Source organism: Lysinibacillus louembei (assembly GCF_033880585.1).
Classification (GTDB): Bacteria; Bacillota; Bacilli; order Bacillales_A; family Planococcaceae; genus Metasolibacillus; species Metasolibacillus louembei.
This window is the reverse complement of sequence record NZ_CP137624.1, coordinates 1,115,760-1,131,707: the sequence shown is the minus strand read 5'-3', so window position 1 is coordinate 1,131,707 and position 15,948 is coordinate 1,115,760. Positions and strand designations below refer to the sequence as shown.

13 protein-coding genes are annotated in these 15,948 nt (G+C 38.4%); 2 read left to right on the top strand and 11 right to left on the bottom strand.

The window, feature by feature from the left end; all coding sequences use genetic code 11:
* Positions 1–174: 174 nt before the first annotated feature.
* The 9 genes from R6U77_RS05515 to R6U77_RS05475 all read right to left on the bottom strand — a co-directional run bounded on the left by R6U77_RS05515 (position 175) and on the right by R6U77_RS05475 (position 12,558).
* Complete coding sequence (locus R6U77_RS05515; protein WP_293923987.1) at positions 175–1,656, bottom strand: malate:quinone oxidoreductase; 1,482 nt, start codon at positions 1,654–1,656, stop codon at positions 175–177.
* A gap of 184 nt (positions 1,657–1,840) precedes the next feature.
* Positions 1,841–3,391, bottom strand: a complete 1,551-nt coding sequence (locus R6U77_RS05510; protein WP_319837747.1) for a histidine kinase N-terminal 7TM domain-containing diguanylate cyclase — start codon at positions 3,389–3,391, stop codon at positions 1,841–1,843.
* A 43-nt stretch (positions 3,392–3,434) separates the two neighbouring features.
* Positions 3,435–4,214, bottom strand: a complete 780-nt coding sequence (locus tag R6U77_RS05505; protein WP_319837746.1) for an ABC transporter substrate-binding protein — start codon at positions 4,212–4,214, stop codon at positions 3,435–3,437.
* A 3-nt stretch (positions 4,215–4,217) separates the two neighbouring features.
* The gene (locus R6U77_RS05500; protein ID WP_319837745.1) at positions 4,218–5,210 is read right to left on the bottom strand and encodes an MBL fold metallo-hydrolase; all 993 of its coding nucleotides are present in this window, start codon (positions 5,208–5,210) and stop codon (positions 4,218–4,220) included.
* 60 nt (positions 5,211–5,270) lie between these two features.
* Positions 5,271–5,966, bottom strand: a complete 696-nt coding sequence (locus tag R6U77_RS05495) for a response regulator transcription factor (RefSeq protein WP_319837744.1) — start codon at positions 5,964–5,966, stop codon at positions 5,271–5,273.
* Positions 5,967–5,968: 2 nt separating this feature from the next.
* A complete protein-coding gene (locus tag R6U77_RS05490; protein ID WP_319837743.1) occupies positions 5,969–7,429 on the bottom strand; it encodes a sensor histidine kinase in 1,461 nt (486 codons plus the stop codon).
* A 157-nt stretch (positions 7,430–7,586) separates the two neighbouring features.
* Positions 7,587–8,543 carry a DUF4822 domain-containing protein gene (locus tag R6U77_RS05485; RefSeq protein ID WP_319837742.1) on the bottom strand — a complete coding sequence of 319 codons (957 nt, stop codon included), beginning with the start codon at positions 8,541–8,543 and terminating at the stop codon, positions 7,587–7,589.
* A 437-nt stretch (positions 8,544–8,980) separates the two neighbouring features.
* On the bottom strand, positions 8,981–12,199 hold the full coding sequence (locus R6U77_RS05480; RefSeq protein WP_319837741.1) for an S-layer homology domain-containing protein: 3,219 nt from the start codon (positions 12,197–12,199) through the stop codon (positions 8,981–8,983).
* Between the two features lie 29 nt (positions 12,200–12,228).
* Positions 12,229–12,558 carry a hypothetical protein gene (locus R6U77_RS05475; RefSeq protein WP_319837740.1) on the bottom strand — a complete coding sequence of 110 codons (330 nt, stop codon included), beginning with the start codon at positions 12,556–12,558 and terminating at the stop codon, positions 12,229–12,231.
* A 143-nt stretch (positions 12,559–12,701) separates the two neighbouring features.
* Here R6U77_RS05475 and R6U77_RS05470 point away from each other — a divergent pair, with 143 nt between their 5' ends.
* Positions 12,702–13,208, top strand: a complete 507-nt coding sequence (locus tag R6U77_RS05470) for a sigma-70 family RNA polymerase sigma factor (RefSeq protein ID WP_319837739.1) — start codon at positions 12,702–12,704, stop codon at positions 13,206–13,208.
* Positions 13,205–14,473 (top strand): DUF4179 domain-containing protein, encoded by a 1,269-nt coding sequence (locus tag R6U77_RS05465; RefSeq protein ID WP_319837738.1) that lies wholly within the window; start codon positions 13,205–13,207, stop codon positions 14,471–14,473. Before R6U77_RS05470 ends, R6U77_RS05465 begins: the two co-directional genes overlap by 4 nt.
* A gap of 58 nt (positions 14,474–14,531) precedes the next feature.
* Here the strand turns inward: R6U77_RS05465 and R6U77_RS05460 are convergent, their stop codons facing one another.
* The gene (locus tag R6U77_RS05460) at positions 14,532–15,431 is read right to left on the bottom strand and encodes a hypothetical protein (protein WP_319837737.1); all 900 of its coding nucleotides are present in this window, start codon (positions 15,429–15,431) and stop codon (positions 14,532–14,534) included.
* Positions 15,424–15,924, bottom strand: a complete 501-nt coding sequence (locus R6U77_RS05455; RefSeq protein WP_319837736.1) for an RNA polymerase sigma factor — start codon at positions 15,922–15,924, stop codon at positions 15,424–15,426. Before R6U77_RS05455 ends, R6U77_RS05460 begins: the two co-directional genes overlap by 8 nt.
* Positions 15,925–15,948 lie beyond the last annotated feature (24 nt).

The following is a 15,948-nucleotide window of genomic DNA, read 5'->3' as shown; positions in this document are numbered from 1 at the left end:
AAAGTCCTATTTCTTCATACTACTACAATTACACAGTAAATTCCTTGCATAATTTACCATAACTCAAATATATTTTGCCAACAATTATAATTCAACTAATTTTTAGCTAAAAACAGCAAAAGTTGCTTGAAAAGTAGCATACTAGCCTACCTCTCAAACAACTCTCGTTTTATATTATTTATTGAATTGTAATGTTTCTGCTGTTGAAGCGTGGATTTCCTCTAAAAGCGCTGGATTATCCATTAATTTTTGACCATATGATGGAATCATTTCTGTAATTTTTGGCTCCCATTTTTTCAACTCTTGTGGGAAACAACGTTTAATTACCTCTAACATAACAGGAACTGCTGTTGAAGCACCTGGAGATGCACCTAGTAATGCAGCGATAGAGCCATCTCCTGCACTGACAACTTCCGTACCGAATTGTAGTGTTCCTTTACCGCTCTCTGTATCTTTAATAACTTGTACACGTTGACCGGCAACTGTTACTTCCCAATCCTCTGATTTTGCATTTGGAATGAAATCACGCAACTCTTCCATACGTTGCTCTTTTGACAATAGTAGCTGTTGAATTAAATACTTTGTTAAAGACATTTCCTTCGCACCACAAGCTAGTAGCGTTAAAATATTATGTGGCTTAATCGATGCGAATAAATCCATATTTGAACCTGTTTTTAAGAACTTCGGCGAGAAGCCTGCGAACGGTCCAAACAATAATGACTTTTTACCATCAATATAGCGTGTATCTAAGTGAGGAACAGACATTGGTGGCGCACCAACTGCTGCCTTACCATATACTTTCGCATGATGCTGATTAATAATTTCTTCGTTTTTACATTGTAAAAATAGCCCGCTAATTGGGAATCCGCCAATATGCTTCCCTTCAGGAATACCTGATTTTTGCAATAGCTCTAAGCTACCACCACCAGCACCAAGGAAAACAAATTTTGCCTTATGGTACTCCATACGGCATCCATCTTTATCGTGTACTTTTACTTCCCATGAACCATCCTTCATACGATTCATGCTGTGAACACTATGCTTATAATTTACTTCTACACCTTGGTTTTCTAGGTTTTTCACAAGCATACGCGTTAAAGCACCGAAGTTTACGTCCGTACCAGTATCAATTTTTGTAGCGGCAATCGGCTCATCTGATTTGCGATCATTCATAATAAGCGGAATCCACTGTTTTAGTGTTTCTGGATCATCAGAAAACTCCATACCTTTAAACAATGGGTTTTGAATCATCGTTTCAAAGCGCTTTTTCAAAAACTTTACGTTATCTGCACCTTGTACCATACTCATATGTGGTAGTGGCATAATGAAATCTTGTGGATTTTCAATTAGTTTATTTTCTACTAAATATGACCAGAACTGCATTGATACTTGGAATTGCTCGTTTACATTAATTGCTTTGCTAATGTCAATTGAGCCATCCGATTTTTCAGAAGTGTAGTTTAGCTCACATAATGCAGCATGTCCTGTTCCTGCATTATTTAATTCATGAGAGCTTTCCTCACCCGCTTTTTCAAGCTGCTCAAATACTGTAATTTTCCAATCTGGCGCTAATTCTTTTAGGATTGCTCCTAAAGTAGCACTCATTATTCCGGCACCAATTAAGATAACATCTGATTGTGTATGTCTGTTACTCATTTCGACCTTCCTCATTATATATTAAGATTTGCAGGAAAATAGACGCACTATTTCCCTGTATCAATTATTACCTTATAGCAGTGTATCACAATTTCGACAATATTAAAATATATACTAGCAATACGAGAGTTATCCTTACTTTTCGAGCCTAGTTGCTCATTAATAAAGCAAATAACGGAACTGTTCATTTCAATATGGCACGGTAGACACAATTTCGCCCATTGCGCTTCGCATTATACAATGCTTTATCTGCCGCATTTAATAATTGATACAACGTTCCCTCTTCCTCTATCGTTATCTCCGCTAATCCTACACTAATTGTCGTAGCGACTACTAGGCCATCTGCGACTAATGGTGTACCTGCCACAGCTTGGCATATTTGATTTGCTAGCGTCTCCGCCTCTACTATAGAAGTATTAGGTAAAGCTAACACAAATTCCTCTCCACCATAACGTGCAAATAAGGCTTTGTCTGTTAGCTGAGATTTACAAACTTGCGCAACATGTGTCAACACTAAGTCACCGACCGCATGGCCGTATGTATCATTTACCTTTTTAAAGTAATCGATGTCCATTAACATCACCGTTAAGTGGCTATTTTGTTCCTTTGCCTCTATATATAAGTGCATACATTGATCAAAAAAGGCTCTACGATTATAGATTTGTGTTAGCTCGTCATAATAAGCTAAACGCTCTAGCTTTAGCTGTAAATCCTTCAACTCTGTAATATCGTTAAAAATTAGGACTAAACCATCTTGGTGATTTGACTGCTGCAATGCGGATAAACGAACTTGATAAGTGCGCCCCGTTTCTGCTAGCCATACCTCCTGGCTTGTAGCCGTTGCAGTCAATGTATAAGGCATCGGCGTTTCCATTAATAAATCCCAAGCATCCTGATAACGCATTCCCAACATGGATCTTTTTAATTTAGGAAACATTTGGCTACACGCTTGATTAAACTCAATTAGCCGATGCTGGCTGTCCAACACGATAACACCATCATTAATGCTGTTAAAAATCCTATCTTTTGCAACAGGCATATTGCGGAATAAGCTGGAGGAACGAATTGCCCATAAAAAAAGAGCGGATGATATAACTAAGACGGCTGGCACTGGGTCAAATCCTCTAGGGGTTAAACCAAGTGAGTAAATTAATGCCATTGTCATTGGTATAAACTGACTGCCCATTAATGCTATTAGCTGTGGACGATATATTTTATCTGTTTCTTTCCAATGAAAAAGTAGCAGAAAAAAGGCAACTAACATACTGCCAAAGGTAAAAGCACCATGAATGGAATACCATAATCCTATTTCCTGATAAATATACGGCTTACCTAAAACAGCATCAAACTCAAATATTTTGTAATGAAAGTGATGCAAATCATTTGTTGCCACCATAACTAGCGTAATCATCGGAATTGCTAACATTACTAGAAAGGTTTTTTTAGTTATATGGAATCCTAAATATTGTGCAATGAGAAGCAAGCCTAATGGTGGCGTTGTCGCTATACCAATGTATTGGAAAAAGGTCCAAATCTTAACCTCCTCTAAAGAGGTAGCTAGTAAACCAAAGCCTGCTGCAAAGCAATAAACTGCAATCAATGCTGTATAAACCATGAACAAGTAAATAATTTTTGTATAATGATGACGCTTAATTAATACATGTAGGCTCAAATACAGATTCAGCACACCTGCTGTAATGAAAATCGTAACAATTGTTGTAATTTGTGAATGCACAATAATCTACCTCGTTTTGATATTTGATTTTCTTAACTAGCATCTATAGCTGCTTCGCAAGCTCTGTGAAATAGACTGTCGCTTCAACCATTTTTGCACCATACCAAAACATTTCACCATCTACTAAAATGATTTTTGTATTTGGTAAAAATGCCTGAAATTCAGCAATATATTTCTCGCTATATGGAAACGGCTCTGATGCGAGAAATAAAACATCGAGCTGTGCCTCCTGAAATTGCTCCTTTGATACGCTTGGATAACGCCCTTCTCTTTGTGCAAACGGATTATCAAAGCCAAGCCAGCCTAGTACATCATTGATATACGTTGTCGCTCCTACGACCATATACGGCTTGCGCCAAATAACATAGGCTGCTCGACCACGCTCCTGCTTTGTTAACGCATGAAAGCCTGCTTCACTCGCTGCTGCAAGCTCCGTTGCTTTTTCTTTTCGATTTGTTAACATTCCTAACGTAGTAATTAGGCGATAGCCATCTGCAATGGACTGTACCTCTGCCACAAAAACGGGCGCAATTTGCTCTAATTGCTTCACGATTTCCTCTGTGTTTTCCTCTTTTTCAGCAAGTATTAAATCTGGCTGTAGCTGCTGGATAATATCAATATTAACTTCCTTCGTACCACCAACAGCCGTTAATTTCTCCACCTGTCCCTTTGGAAAAATGCAGTATTTTGTACGCCCAACAAGCTGCTCCTCTGCCTCTAACGCAAATAATGTTTCTGTAATAGCAGGGCAAATGGAAATAATTCGTTTAGGTTCAGTTGGGCATGTCACTTGTCGTCCGATATGATCTGTTATTGTTCTCATCTTTTATCTCTCCCTCTCGCTGAATAACCAAGCTTCATTTTCTTTATTTATTGATACTTTATTTTGCATCTCTCCATAATGCGTGTAACCAATAATATCTGACATAACAAAAATAAAGGCTTGTTCTAGCTTTGCTCCGTATACAGCTTGCGCTAATTGATAACCTGTTTGCATGCCTTGCTGCAAGACCTGCTCAATCCGTTGCCACTTCAATTCCATCCGTCGTAAACTTTGCTCAATCACTTCTTTTGCATTCGTAAAGCTCGGCTGATGCCCTGCGAAGACATGCGACAGCTCAAAGCTCTGCAATGTATGGAAAGAACTCTGTTGCTGCTGTACAGTTGGCAGCATTGCCCCTTGCTCATCAAAATCAACTAACGCATTTGGTATGCCTTGAGAAAAAATAATATCCCCAGCAAATAGCCATTTTGTTGCTTTATCATAAAAAGCGATGGAATCTGGTGAATGTCCTGGGAAATAATGAATATGAAAATCACCAAGTATGCTATCTTGCGTCAAAGGCTGTATAATCGTTTGTATTTTTAAATGCTCATACTGCTCATATGTAGATTGTAGCTTTGCCATACGTTTTACCGCTGCCTCCATATGTCGCACACCGTATGCTGTGTACAAATGCTCAAAAAAGGCGATTTTCTGGTATAAAAAATCTTTCTCAAAAGATAGTCTTGGCACAGCCTTATCACTTGCATAAACAGGTATATTTTTACACGCCAAAATATCATTGACCATGCCTGTATGGTCATTATGATGATGCGTTAATAATATTTGTGAAATATCATTTATTTGAAAGCCATATGCTGCGAGCTGTTCCTTAAAAAATTGCTTGTAATGAGGGTGCCCTATACCTGCATCAATTAGCGTTAAACTGTATGCATCCTCTAGCAAAAAGCAATTGATGCTGTCGGGTGAATTGGGAGATGGCTTATAAATCATTGGATACACTTTTTTATTACCTGTATTAATAATCGGTTCCATATAATGCTCCTTAGCTATCAAAAAGACATGTTAGATTGATTCTAACACGCCTAAGCCTATTCATGTATTAAAGCGATAGCCGCTACCCCAAATTGTTTCAATTGGAAGCTCGGATAACTTTCCTTTTTTTAATTTTTCTCGAATGCGTCCTACATGGACAACGACTGTAAAGACATCTCCTTCTAAATCATCCATCTCCCACACTTGCCTGAACAGTTGCTCCTTTGTCCAAACACGGTTCGGATGCTCCATAAAAAAGATAAGCAAATCTAACTCCTTCGTTGGAAAAGTCATTTCTTTTCCTAGTATAAATGCTTTGCGAGCTGCCTTATCAACGACAACACCGTTAATCTCAAGTACATCCTGCTTCTGATCCATACCTGTCAGCATATGATAACGTTTAATATGCGCCTGCACCCTCGCTACTAATTCACTAGGGCTAAACGGCTTTGTCATATAATCATCTGCCCCTAATCCAAGGCCTCGTATTTTATCAATATCCTCTTTTCTAGCAGACACAATCATTAGCGGAATATTTTTCTTCTCTCGAATTCGCCGACAAACCTCAAATCCATCTAATGAAGGCAACATAATGTCAATAACAATTAAATCAAAAGGTTCATTTAGTGCACGATGAACACCTTCCAAGCCATCTCGTGCAATTTCTGCTTCAATTTGATTAATTTCTAAATAATCCTTTTGTAGCTCTGCAATACTGCGGTCATCTTCAATTAATAATACGCGCGACCTCCTCATCCCTATACCTCCTCTAACGTAATGCTAACAATCGTACCTGTCATTTGCTTACTCTGAATCTGTACATTGCCACCATGCTTCTCAATAATTTGCTGCACAATGGCTAAACCTAAGCCACTACCCCCTGTGTCTGTCGTACGTGCTTCTTCTCCACGATAGAAGCGATCGAAAACATATGGAAGCTGCTTCTTTGGAATACCTTGTCCATTATCAACTACACGTAAAATGATAGAGGACCCATCCCTATATACATCTAATAAAATGGTTAATGGCTCATCGTCTTTTTTAAACTTCATACTATTTTCAATTAAGTTCATAATAGCTCTGTTCATTTGCATTCGATCAATTGCAACGTACAAACAATCTTCGGTTGTCTGCATACGAATCGATAGTTGCCTGTCCATTAATTGTAGCTCCTCCACAATATGTTGCAAAAACTGCACAAGATTAATACGCTCATAATGGAAGGAAATTGCCTCTGCATCAAGTTTGGAATATAGAAATAGCTCTTCTATCAAATGATTTAAAGCAAGTGATTTCGTATGAATCGTTTGCAAATACTTTTCTTGCTTCTGTTGGGTATCTGCTACACCTTCTTGTAACCCTTCCACATAACCAAGAATGGATGTAATGGGCGTTTTTAAATCATGTGAAATACTTGCGATAAGTTCCTTGCGGTTATTTTCTAAATTACGCTGTTCTTTAATAGATTCAATTAAAGCATCACGCATATTTTCAAAATTCTCCGTTAGCTGCTGTATCTCTTTAGCAGTATGCTCAGCTCTTTCAATAGGCTTAGCAACAAGCTCCCCCTCTTTCAATTCCTCCATTACCTCCCCTAAGTTTTCCAGCGGGAAAATAATAGATTTTTTGAGCAGATAGTTCATAAAGACAACGCCTGCCACTGAAATACATACGATAGCTAAAATAATGACAATCCCCCATCTTGTCATGAATTCCAATAAGTTATTTTCCTTTTTTAAAATGAGAATACTACCTTTCGTTTGGTCGCTAAAATAAAAATCAAATTTAATATAGCGATAAAGCCGACCAACATTTTGGATTGTTCCCTTCGTTTCTATATTATTGGCATCAAACTGGGGAAAATGAGCAATAAGCGATTTTTCTACTAACCCTTCAGAATAATAGACAATATCCTCATTCTTACGAATCACAACACCTAATGACTTCGACTCAAAATGCTGAATATTATGTGCTAAATCCTGCTCAACATGAATAATTTTATCAGGGTCTGTTTTCGCAACATTGCGCAATTCCACATAGGCAAGCTCCTCATCTGCGCTTAAGGAACGTTGCTTTGTCATTTCTTGATATAGCGTATTAGGTGTGGGAACAGCACCCGTTGTGACATAAAATAAAATACTAATGATTGCTAACAACGATACACTTGCAATTAAAATGCCCCCTATGTATGAAATTAAAAATCGACGTTTAATTGTCATATGGTTTCTCCTTGTGAAATAGGCTTTCGGAGTCAATAAAAAACTCTTTATTCATACTTTTCTTTAAAAGCTAGCTAAATCCTTTATATAAAACACATATAGCTGTAGAGAAAGTAGGCTAATGCCTAACTCTCTCTACAGCGTTAAGAAATTTTTATTAGAAGCTAAAATTTGGTTTATAGTCACCTGTGTATGGTTCATGTTCTACAAAAATAACAACATCTTGACCATTCATGTTTTTCCCTATGCGCTTATAGGTGAAGCGATTCGTATTTACTTCTGTTAATTCTAATGTTGCTCCATATTTATTTGTACCAATTGACACATGTGCTCGAATTTTATTTCTATTTAGTATATCAAAATAACCATAGTCGCCACGGCTTTCACCCGTTTCTATATTGAAGAACTCATACTTACTTGTTTCCTGGTCAAATTTCGCGATGCTTAGGAAATTTTTATTATATTCTGTCACATCATTACCTTGCTCATCAAAAACTTTTGTCCCGTTCCACAATGTCGAACCTAATATGGCATCCCCATCTATTGAACGTACAATAATTCCTGTAGTTGCCGTTGATATAGCCGCATCTGTTGTAAACTCCAAGTCTTCCTTATATGGCTTGTGCTCTACAAAAACTTCAACATCCTTGCCCTCTTTATCTTTCCCCATACGTTTATATGTGAAAATATCCTTTGATAGCTCTGTTAAATCAACTACAGCTTGGTAATTCATTGTCTCTGAAATGAGAATGCGCTTTTTACCATCATTTGTAATAAAGAAAGTCCCTCGGTCACCGCGTGTTTCGCCTGTTTTCGCATCGAAAAATTCATAGTGCCCTGTGCGGTTGTCATATTTCGCAAGACCAATAAAGTTTGTATTTTCCTTCGTTAAATCATTGCCTTTCGCATCATAGACACACGTTCCTTGCCAATTTGTACTTGCTAAAATTCTCGCTTCAATTTGTCCAAATGTTACACGTTGCTTCTGTTTAGCGTTCTGCTGAACAGCCGCTGAATCCTTTGCAGCATATACATCTGTTGCACCATAACCTGCTGTTAATAATGCGATTGAACTCGCTACTGCTATTGTCATCTTTTTAAATTTATGATTCATTCTATACATCTCCATTTCTTTTTAACTTACTTTAAGCATACCTCCCATTTCTAAACTGCTTATATCGAAAAAATAAACAAATTATAAATTGTGTGCTTACGATTACTAGTGTCGCATAAATAGTAGATGGGTTCTCTGTTTCATTTCTGCTTAATTAGTCAAATTCATTTATTTTTTCTCGAGATGGAATGAGGAATTACTTTGACATAGCCTGAAAATACAATATAGGAGAGGTTTTCTATTTAACAAATGATAAAGAATTCTATAGTTGGGTGTTAGAGGGATTATGCTATTCTTATAACATGTGAGATTCCATATAAAGGTTGCTGTAGTGACTACTAATTTACATGGAATCTCTTATTTTTATTAGTTTTTATAGTAAAAATTAGTTAATCAACAGATGTGGTTGATGATAGTGTAGCAGGAAGTATCCATGGCTATCGGACAAGAAGTAGGCCTCCTGATGGTATGTCAAATTTATAACCTGATAATGTAATAGTTTGTAACAATTGCGGCATTGGTAAATCACTTGGTAATTCAAAACTAATAAGAATCTTGGTATCCGTAGCATTAGAAATCGTTCCTAGTATGCTCTGACCATCCAAAACTAAAGTCAAATCCTTATCCAGTAACCTCTCTGACTCTATGTTACCCTCGTGTGTGAGAGTTATTTCATATGGAAAACCAGCTGCCATTGCTGTATAGATTGCTTCTGTCACAGGAATTAACATTTCCTCTGGTGCTGGTGCAATGTCCATTGGCAGCCCATTAAATTGATAACCTGCCAATGTGATAGATTCCAAAGATGCGCGGTCATCCATGTTCATTTCAAAACCAAGATGAATTTCACTATCGCTTACACTAATAATCTCAACATTTTTGCGTTCCTGCCCATTGCCAAATTCCAAGTCTACCGTTTGACCTAATAACAGGTAAGGATTTATATCACTTGATGTATACGTAAGCGTCATACCGGTTGTTGTATAGGTCATCCCTGTAATTTCTATTTGCGCTACCTTAATCGCCATTTCAGCCTTGAGCGCCTCCACTAACGTTACAGATTGCTGTGTCGTAGGATCTGTGTAAGACAATCCCTCGAATAATGGGACGAGAATTTGTGTGTCTGTTATACGAATAGTATCTTCTGTTTTACTCATCTCGTTGAGCAAGACTTTTATAATAAGTATGGACTCTTGTGGATCTATTTCTGAATGCTCATCTAGAAATGATAGCACTGTTATCAACACTCTAAATTCTTCTTCCGAAATGCCCTCTGGCATCACGATACTGACATCGACACCTATGTTAGGGAAAATGTCAGTTCCGGGTGGCGGCAATATTCCATCCAGAATATCTGCTGGCGGAATACGCTCCGCACTAATCTCCTTACCATGCAATGCCTCATAAATCCATTTCTTCTCCTTCAAGCCTTCAATTGCCTGTATACGCATTAGATTTTCTAATTTCTCGACCATTTGTGTAATCTCTGGTTGTGTTACAGCCAATTGTAATTTTACATTTGCTAAAGAAGCTATGCGCTGGTTGCCTTTTGCATTTGCTAGCATTTTTTCTGCGTCTGCAATAGCTGTATCCAGTGCAGCCACTACACTTTGCGGCATCCATTTTTGTGTATATGGAATCGCATCGCCGTTTGCAGCTATTGGTTCAGTCGCAGCCGCTGCGTCAATAGCTGTCCGGCGTTCTTGCGCTTTTTGAATCATTGTTTCAAGGTTAGCTGTTTCAAGCTTTGGTGGCGGAGGTGTAGTGCTATCTCCACTTCCTGTGCTACCACTGCTGCTATTTGTTGAAGGAGAGCTGGATGGGCTTTGTTGTCCATTTATCGCTTTAATTTGCCCTTGGCGAGCAATTAAACGTTGGCGCTGTTGCTCTGCTGTCAAGTTTGTTGTCACATTCCTTATATTTACACCTTCATCAAGTGTTAAACCTGTATTTGCAGCAAATGGTAGCAGGGCATTATTTATTTGCAATGAGCCTTGTAAATTAATTTGTGAGATTTGCTGTTGTGCTGATTGCTGCAATAGGCGTGCCTGTTCTTGTATTTGCTCTACCAATCGCTGTTGTTCTTGTATTTTCTTTTGTCTTTCTAGCTCCTGTAAACGCTGCTGTTGTTGGTGCTCTTGCACTAGCTGCCTTTGTAGCATACTACCTAGTTGTGGACCGTATATTTTATTTAACTCTTCTGATAGATTTTTGGAAAAATCAAGGGATTTTGCTGCACTTTGTTCAAGAAGAACCTTGATTTGCTCTTGTGTTAAATGATTTTTTTGCTCCGCCTCTCGCACAATAGCGGCTATTACGCTTTCTAATTGGATACGTAATTCTTGCTCTGTTGGCGCAAAGGCATTTGTTCCCGCCAACTTTTTAATAAACTCCTCATTTTCCTTTTGTATTTTTCTTAAATTATCTAACATACCGCTCACAACATCTGGAGAAGCAGCAGATAAAATATCAATTGTTGACATACCGCTTAATATTTGTTGTGGATGCATCCACGAATGCATCTCTACAAGTCCAACATTTGGTGCATTCACCTCTAATGCTGGCCCAAGTACCTGAATATATGGGATAACTACATCTGAATTAATTTGTGCTTGCCCTTGCGTTGTAATTGAAGAAACTTGACCATTACGCACATAGAGCCTTACACCATCCGTATAAAAATTAGTTGCCACTTTTGTGAGTGAGGCTGTTTTAGGTACTTCAGCTTCCTGTAAAAATATCTGTCCCACAACATTGACCTTATCTAAGGCAACATTCGATGTTTTCCCCACAACACGAAGGTCTGCAACGATTTTCATATTTTTTAATTCAATAAAATCCGCGTTGACAACAATATTCCCTACAGATGTACCACCACCATCTAATACAGCATACGCCTCAGACTGCCCAGGTGTATTTAAGTCAATGGCTAGCACCTCTATAATTTTGCCATCCTCAATAATGACATCAAGCTGCGCACCTGCTAAAGCTGGAGCATTTTTTGCATTTAAAATTGCCTTTGCCTTTGTATCAATTGACCATTGCTGCTCATCTGTGATGAGCTGATTATTTTGAATATCTTTTACCATCAAAGTAGCCCCTATAATCGTAGGTGCTGCCTGCATTACGCGCTCTGCTCTAACAATAAATGTAGCAAGCTGACCGCGCGTTACATACCGCTCTCCACTAAAGGTAGTAGCCGACGTTCCTGCTGTAATACCGTTTGTAAATAAGGCTGCTACGGCTGCTTGATACTGTGATGCTACATCTGTAAATGGAACTGCCTTCTCAGCAGTAGGTAATTGCAATGCTTGTGCAATAATGGTTGCCATACTATAACGTGTTACAGGCTGATTGGGGCTTTCTGTAATACCTATCAGCTGTAAAAGCTCCTCACTTGTTCCCTCTATACCAACAACACCCGCAACAATTTTTGCTACCTGTGCATATGTCACTACTTCATTTGGCTTAAACGTACCATCCGGATAGCCTTGAATTATACCGCGCTGCGCTAAATCCATAATCGCTGGGTAATGACTGCTCTTCTCCTTTACATCTGAAAATGACGCTGGTGCAGCCTGTGTGGTAATGCCTGCAACTGTGCTTGCTGCTACTAAGCCTGCTGTCGCTACGATAAATAGCTTATTTTTGTTCATTATTTTCCCTCCAATTTATCGAGTACCCTCTAGCGTATATTTCCAATGATCGATGAACGGCTATCCTGCATTTTCTTAATAAAATTCGTCATAACATCAAAAGCTTCATTGCGCTTATTTGCCATACTTTGTAGACGTAACATATCTATTTGCTGTGCATTGCCTTGCTGTGCAGCTTCTAGTTGGGCTTTTAGTTGATTGTCCAATAGCTGCACTCGTTGCTGTTGAACAGCCATTAAAGCTGTCTCGAGATCCATATTCCGCAAATCAATTGGCTGGGTTACATTCGCAGAAGATTGCCCAGCCCCACTAAATAGTAAACCTACCGCTAACGCACTACCAATAATCGCCTTCTTCATTTCCATATCCTCCTCTAAAAATCTGTTTTTTTACACTGTAAGCTATGAAGGTTAAAATTTAGTTAAAAAATGAAAAAACTTTCTGAGAAATGAATGAACGAACGACACCGCTTGTGCATCTAATCAGTAAAGGAGGCTTAAAAATGGACGAAATTGAGCTTGCCAGACGAGCGATTCGTGGCGATATCCCCTCACAGTTACAGCTTCTTCAGCTATATAAGGAGCCTATGTACCGCATTGCTTACAGCTATATGCGCAATGCGCATGATGCCAACGATGCACTACAGGAAATGACCTTTCAATGCTTAAAAAATATTCATAAAGTGCGGGAGCCTCAGCATTTCAAGACATGGCTGGTGCGAGTTGTCATTAACACCTGCCTTATGATGCAACGCCAGCAAAAGCGCGTTCTATTAACCGATATACCGATGGATCAACCGCAGCAAATGTCACAGCTTTTTGAATTGAATGAGGCAATTACTAAGCTACCTATCGAACAACAGGAGCTTATCCATTTGAAATACTTTCAAGACTTAAAAAATAGCGATATTGCGGCTGTACAAAATATTCCTGAAGGTACAGTGAAATCACGCTTACATAAAACATTGAAAAGACTTCGTCAGCTATTAGATGAGGAGGGAACATCATGACAGAATTTAATCAGCAAAAGTATGAGAACTTGTTACAGAAAGTGCCCATTGATACATTGCAGCAAGATGCACAGCTTCAAGCTTTCAGGCGCTATAAAAAGCAAAAACAACGCAAAAAGCGCTTTGGCCAAGTAATGCTTATCACCGCATGTTTCATGCTGCTATTTATCGGCTCCATTCGCATCTTTCCTTCATTTGCTCATGCGGTCGCACAAATCCCTAGCATGCAGCCGCTTGTCAAAATGATTGTATTAGATAAGGGGATGAAGGATATTGTTTTACATGACTATTTGGAGAAAATTAATCTTAGCCAAACCGTTCATGATAAAACATTAACCATTACAAATGTTGTTGCAGATGAATATGGCATGCTGATTTCCTATAAATTGCAATCAGCTACTGATTTATTTGATGTGCAAGGAGTTCAATCAGAGGTAACACATGATAATGAGAGAATACAGGGGAGTATCATTGCTGATTGGTGGATGCAGTCTAAGCATACGTACGAGGTTGAAAATAGTATACAAATCTCTACATATGGCGGTTTGGACTATTCCTCAAAAGATTTTGAGCTAATGTTCGTTGTAGATGACTCAACATTTAAAATACCCTTTACCTTAAAAAATGAAATTAAAAAATCAAAGCACTATCCTATTAATCAGCAAGTCACAGTAGATGGACAACATTTCACAATACATGAGCTTATTATTTCACCCATTCAATCACGGCTAAAAATGTCAGTTGACCCGTCAAACACGAAGAAAATCCTATCATTTGAAGATATTCGTCTCTATGATGAGAATGGAGAAGAGTGGGGGAAAATCCACAATGGTTTCACAATGCATGGTAACATAGAGGAGCAATTTAGCATTATGCTCGAAAGCAATTATTTCCGCATACCGAAAAGCTTAATAATAAAATTTACTAAAATTGAGGCAATCGATAGAAAAGATACAACAATTATCGCCGATTTTGATAAAAAGCAAATTGTCAGCCCACCAAGCTCCCTGCCTATGGAGGTCACAATTAGAGATCACTATGCAATTGAATATAGCTTTGCAACAGCTCAAGAGGATTATGAAGAAATTTCCTATTATTTAGTTGATGCAAAAGGCGATATTTACTACTCCTCTTCCAGCTGGTTAGGCCCACAACAATTTATGCAATCCTTTGAAGGTGAGCCCTTAAGCCCCGCTACTATTGTGATTTCGAGCTTTGAGCAATATTTAAATGGCGTAGAAGAGATTCATGTGGAATTAAAATAATTAAAGAGGGTGCCTGAAAGTACAGGCACCCTGTTATGAGCGAATCGGAACTTTAGAGCTACATACAATATATAAATGTCACTAGCAGCATAACGAAGAAAAATGGAATCACAATGACAACAGGGTAGCTCGCTTTGCCATTATAATAATCAACACAAATTTTACCTAGTAGCAATAATGCCCCTACAATAGCAATGAATAAACCATTAAGCGTATCAAAGATATAGTAACTAAAGCCACTAATCACTGACCATAAGAAATATGCAGCAACCCCTAAGCCTCCATAAAATAGCGTACCTCTTTCTTTCATCGGGCTACCCGTTGGACGCTTAAAATATTTCATGAGGCTGAGCCATAATACAAGCAAAAACATAACAATAATTAACTTAAGATAGATACTTAATGATTTGTTCGCTAAAATTTTCCCCGTGATACTTTGCGATTCCTCTACTGAGAGCACAATTGTCTGCTTTGTTTTCGCATCAATAAGCATCAATTGTTGCTCTGCATATGGAAATATCGCCACTTGTTTTATTTGCCCATTAGACATTTTCAACAAAAGCTGCTTCTCTGGCCAAATCGACAAGCTTTCAGTCTTTTCTGTAGAGGTAGGTAAGCTTTGAATATATGGCTCTATTATTGCTAAATTTTTTTGACTGATTTTTTTCTTTTGGAAATAATACCATTTCATCATATGAGATAAATTTGTACTATGATGTTGCACGACGTAACCTTTTTCAATTGTGCCTATATTTGTTGCCAATTTATTTGGTGCTCCATCGAAAAATGAAGCTGCTAAAATACTGATGAGCACAATGGCAGCAGCTAACACGCTATAGTATTGCTTTTTTCGGTATTTCTCGCGCTGCTTAATGCCTGATTGAATGATTCGCAAAGATTTTTGCCGACCTTCATCCGTCCGCACTGGAGCCTGTAATTGCTGTAGCTCTTTATCCATCATAACGTCCTCCCATCGCCTTTTTTAGCGCAAGCATGCCTCGCTCTGTATTATTTTTAACCTTCGCTTCATTCCAGCCTAAAGCCTCCGCAGCCTCTTTAATCGATAAGCCTTCGATTTTCCGTAATACAATCGCCATTCGATAATTTAGTTTCAAGCCAGCAATCGCTCGATACAATTCTCTTTTCTCTTCTTCGATATGCACAAGCTGCTCCGCTGAAAGCTCAATTGCCATTTCTTCCTTCACCTTTGTCAGCGTGAAAAAGCGCAGTCTTTTCCCACGTTTCAAATAGTCGTAGGCAATATTGCGTGCAATCGTGCGTAGCCATGTTAAAACATTGGCATCTCCATGATAAGAATGCCTCGCCTCATATGCTCGCATAAACGTCTCCTGCATTAAATCTTCCGCTAGCTGTACATCGAATGTTATAAAATATAAAAACTGATAAATTTGCTCGCTATGTATTTCATAATGCTTTTCTAACTGAAACAACCTGCCACCTCCCTCTTTACTACT

Excerpts from the sequence above, each read along its gene's own strand:
- R6U77_RS05515 (WP_293923987.1), bottom strand. The coding sequence starts at position 1,656 with ATGAGTAACAGACATACACAATCAGATGTTATCTTAATTGGTGCCGGA.
- R6U77_RS05505 (WP_319837746.1), bottom strand. The coding sequence starts at position 4,214 with ATGAGAACAATAACAGATCATATCGGACGACAAGTGACATGCCCAACT.
- R6U77_RS05500 (WP_319837745.1), bottom strand. The coding sequence starts at position 5,210 with ATGGAACCGATTATTAATACAGGTAATAAAAAAGTGTATCCAATGATT.
- R6U77_RS05495 (WP_319837744.1), bottom strand. The coding sequence starts at position 5,966 with ATGAGGAGGTCGCGCGTATTATTAATTGAAGATGACCGCAGTATTGCA.
- R6U77_RS05490 (WP_319837743.1), bottom strand. The coding sequence starts at position 7,429 with ATGACAATTAAACGTCGATTTTTAATTTCATACATAGGGGGCATTTTA.
- R6U77_RS05485 (WP_319837742.1), bottom strand. The coding sequence starts at position 8,543 with ATGAATCATAAATTTAAAAAGATGACAATAGCAGTAGCGAGTTCAATC.
- R6U77_RS05480 (WP_319837741.1), bottom strand. The coding sequence starts at position 12,199 with ATGAACAAAAATAAGCTATTTATCGTAGCGACAGCAGGCTTAGTAGCA.
- R6U77_RS05475 (WP_319837740.1), bottom strand. The coding sequence starts at position 12,558 with ATGAAGAAGGCGATTATTGGTAGTGCGTTAGCGGTAGGTTTACTATTT.
- R6U77_RS05470 (WP_319837739.1), top strand. The coding sequence starts at position 12,702 with ATGGACGAAATTGAGCTTGCCAGACGAGCGATTCGTGGCGATATCCCC.
- R6U77_RS05465 (WP_319837738.1), top strand. The coding sequence starts at position 13,205 with ATGACAGAATTTAATCAGCAAAAGTATGAGAACTTGTTACAGAAAGTG.
- R6U77_RS05460 (WP_319837737.1), bottom strand. The coding sequence starts at position 15,431 with ATGGATAAAGAGCTACAGCAATTACAGGCTCCAGTGCGGACGGATGAA.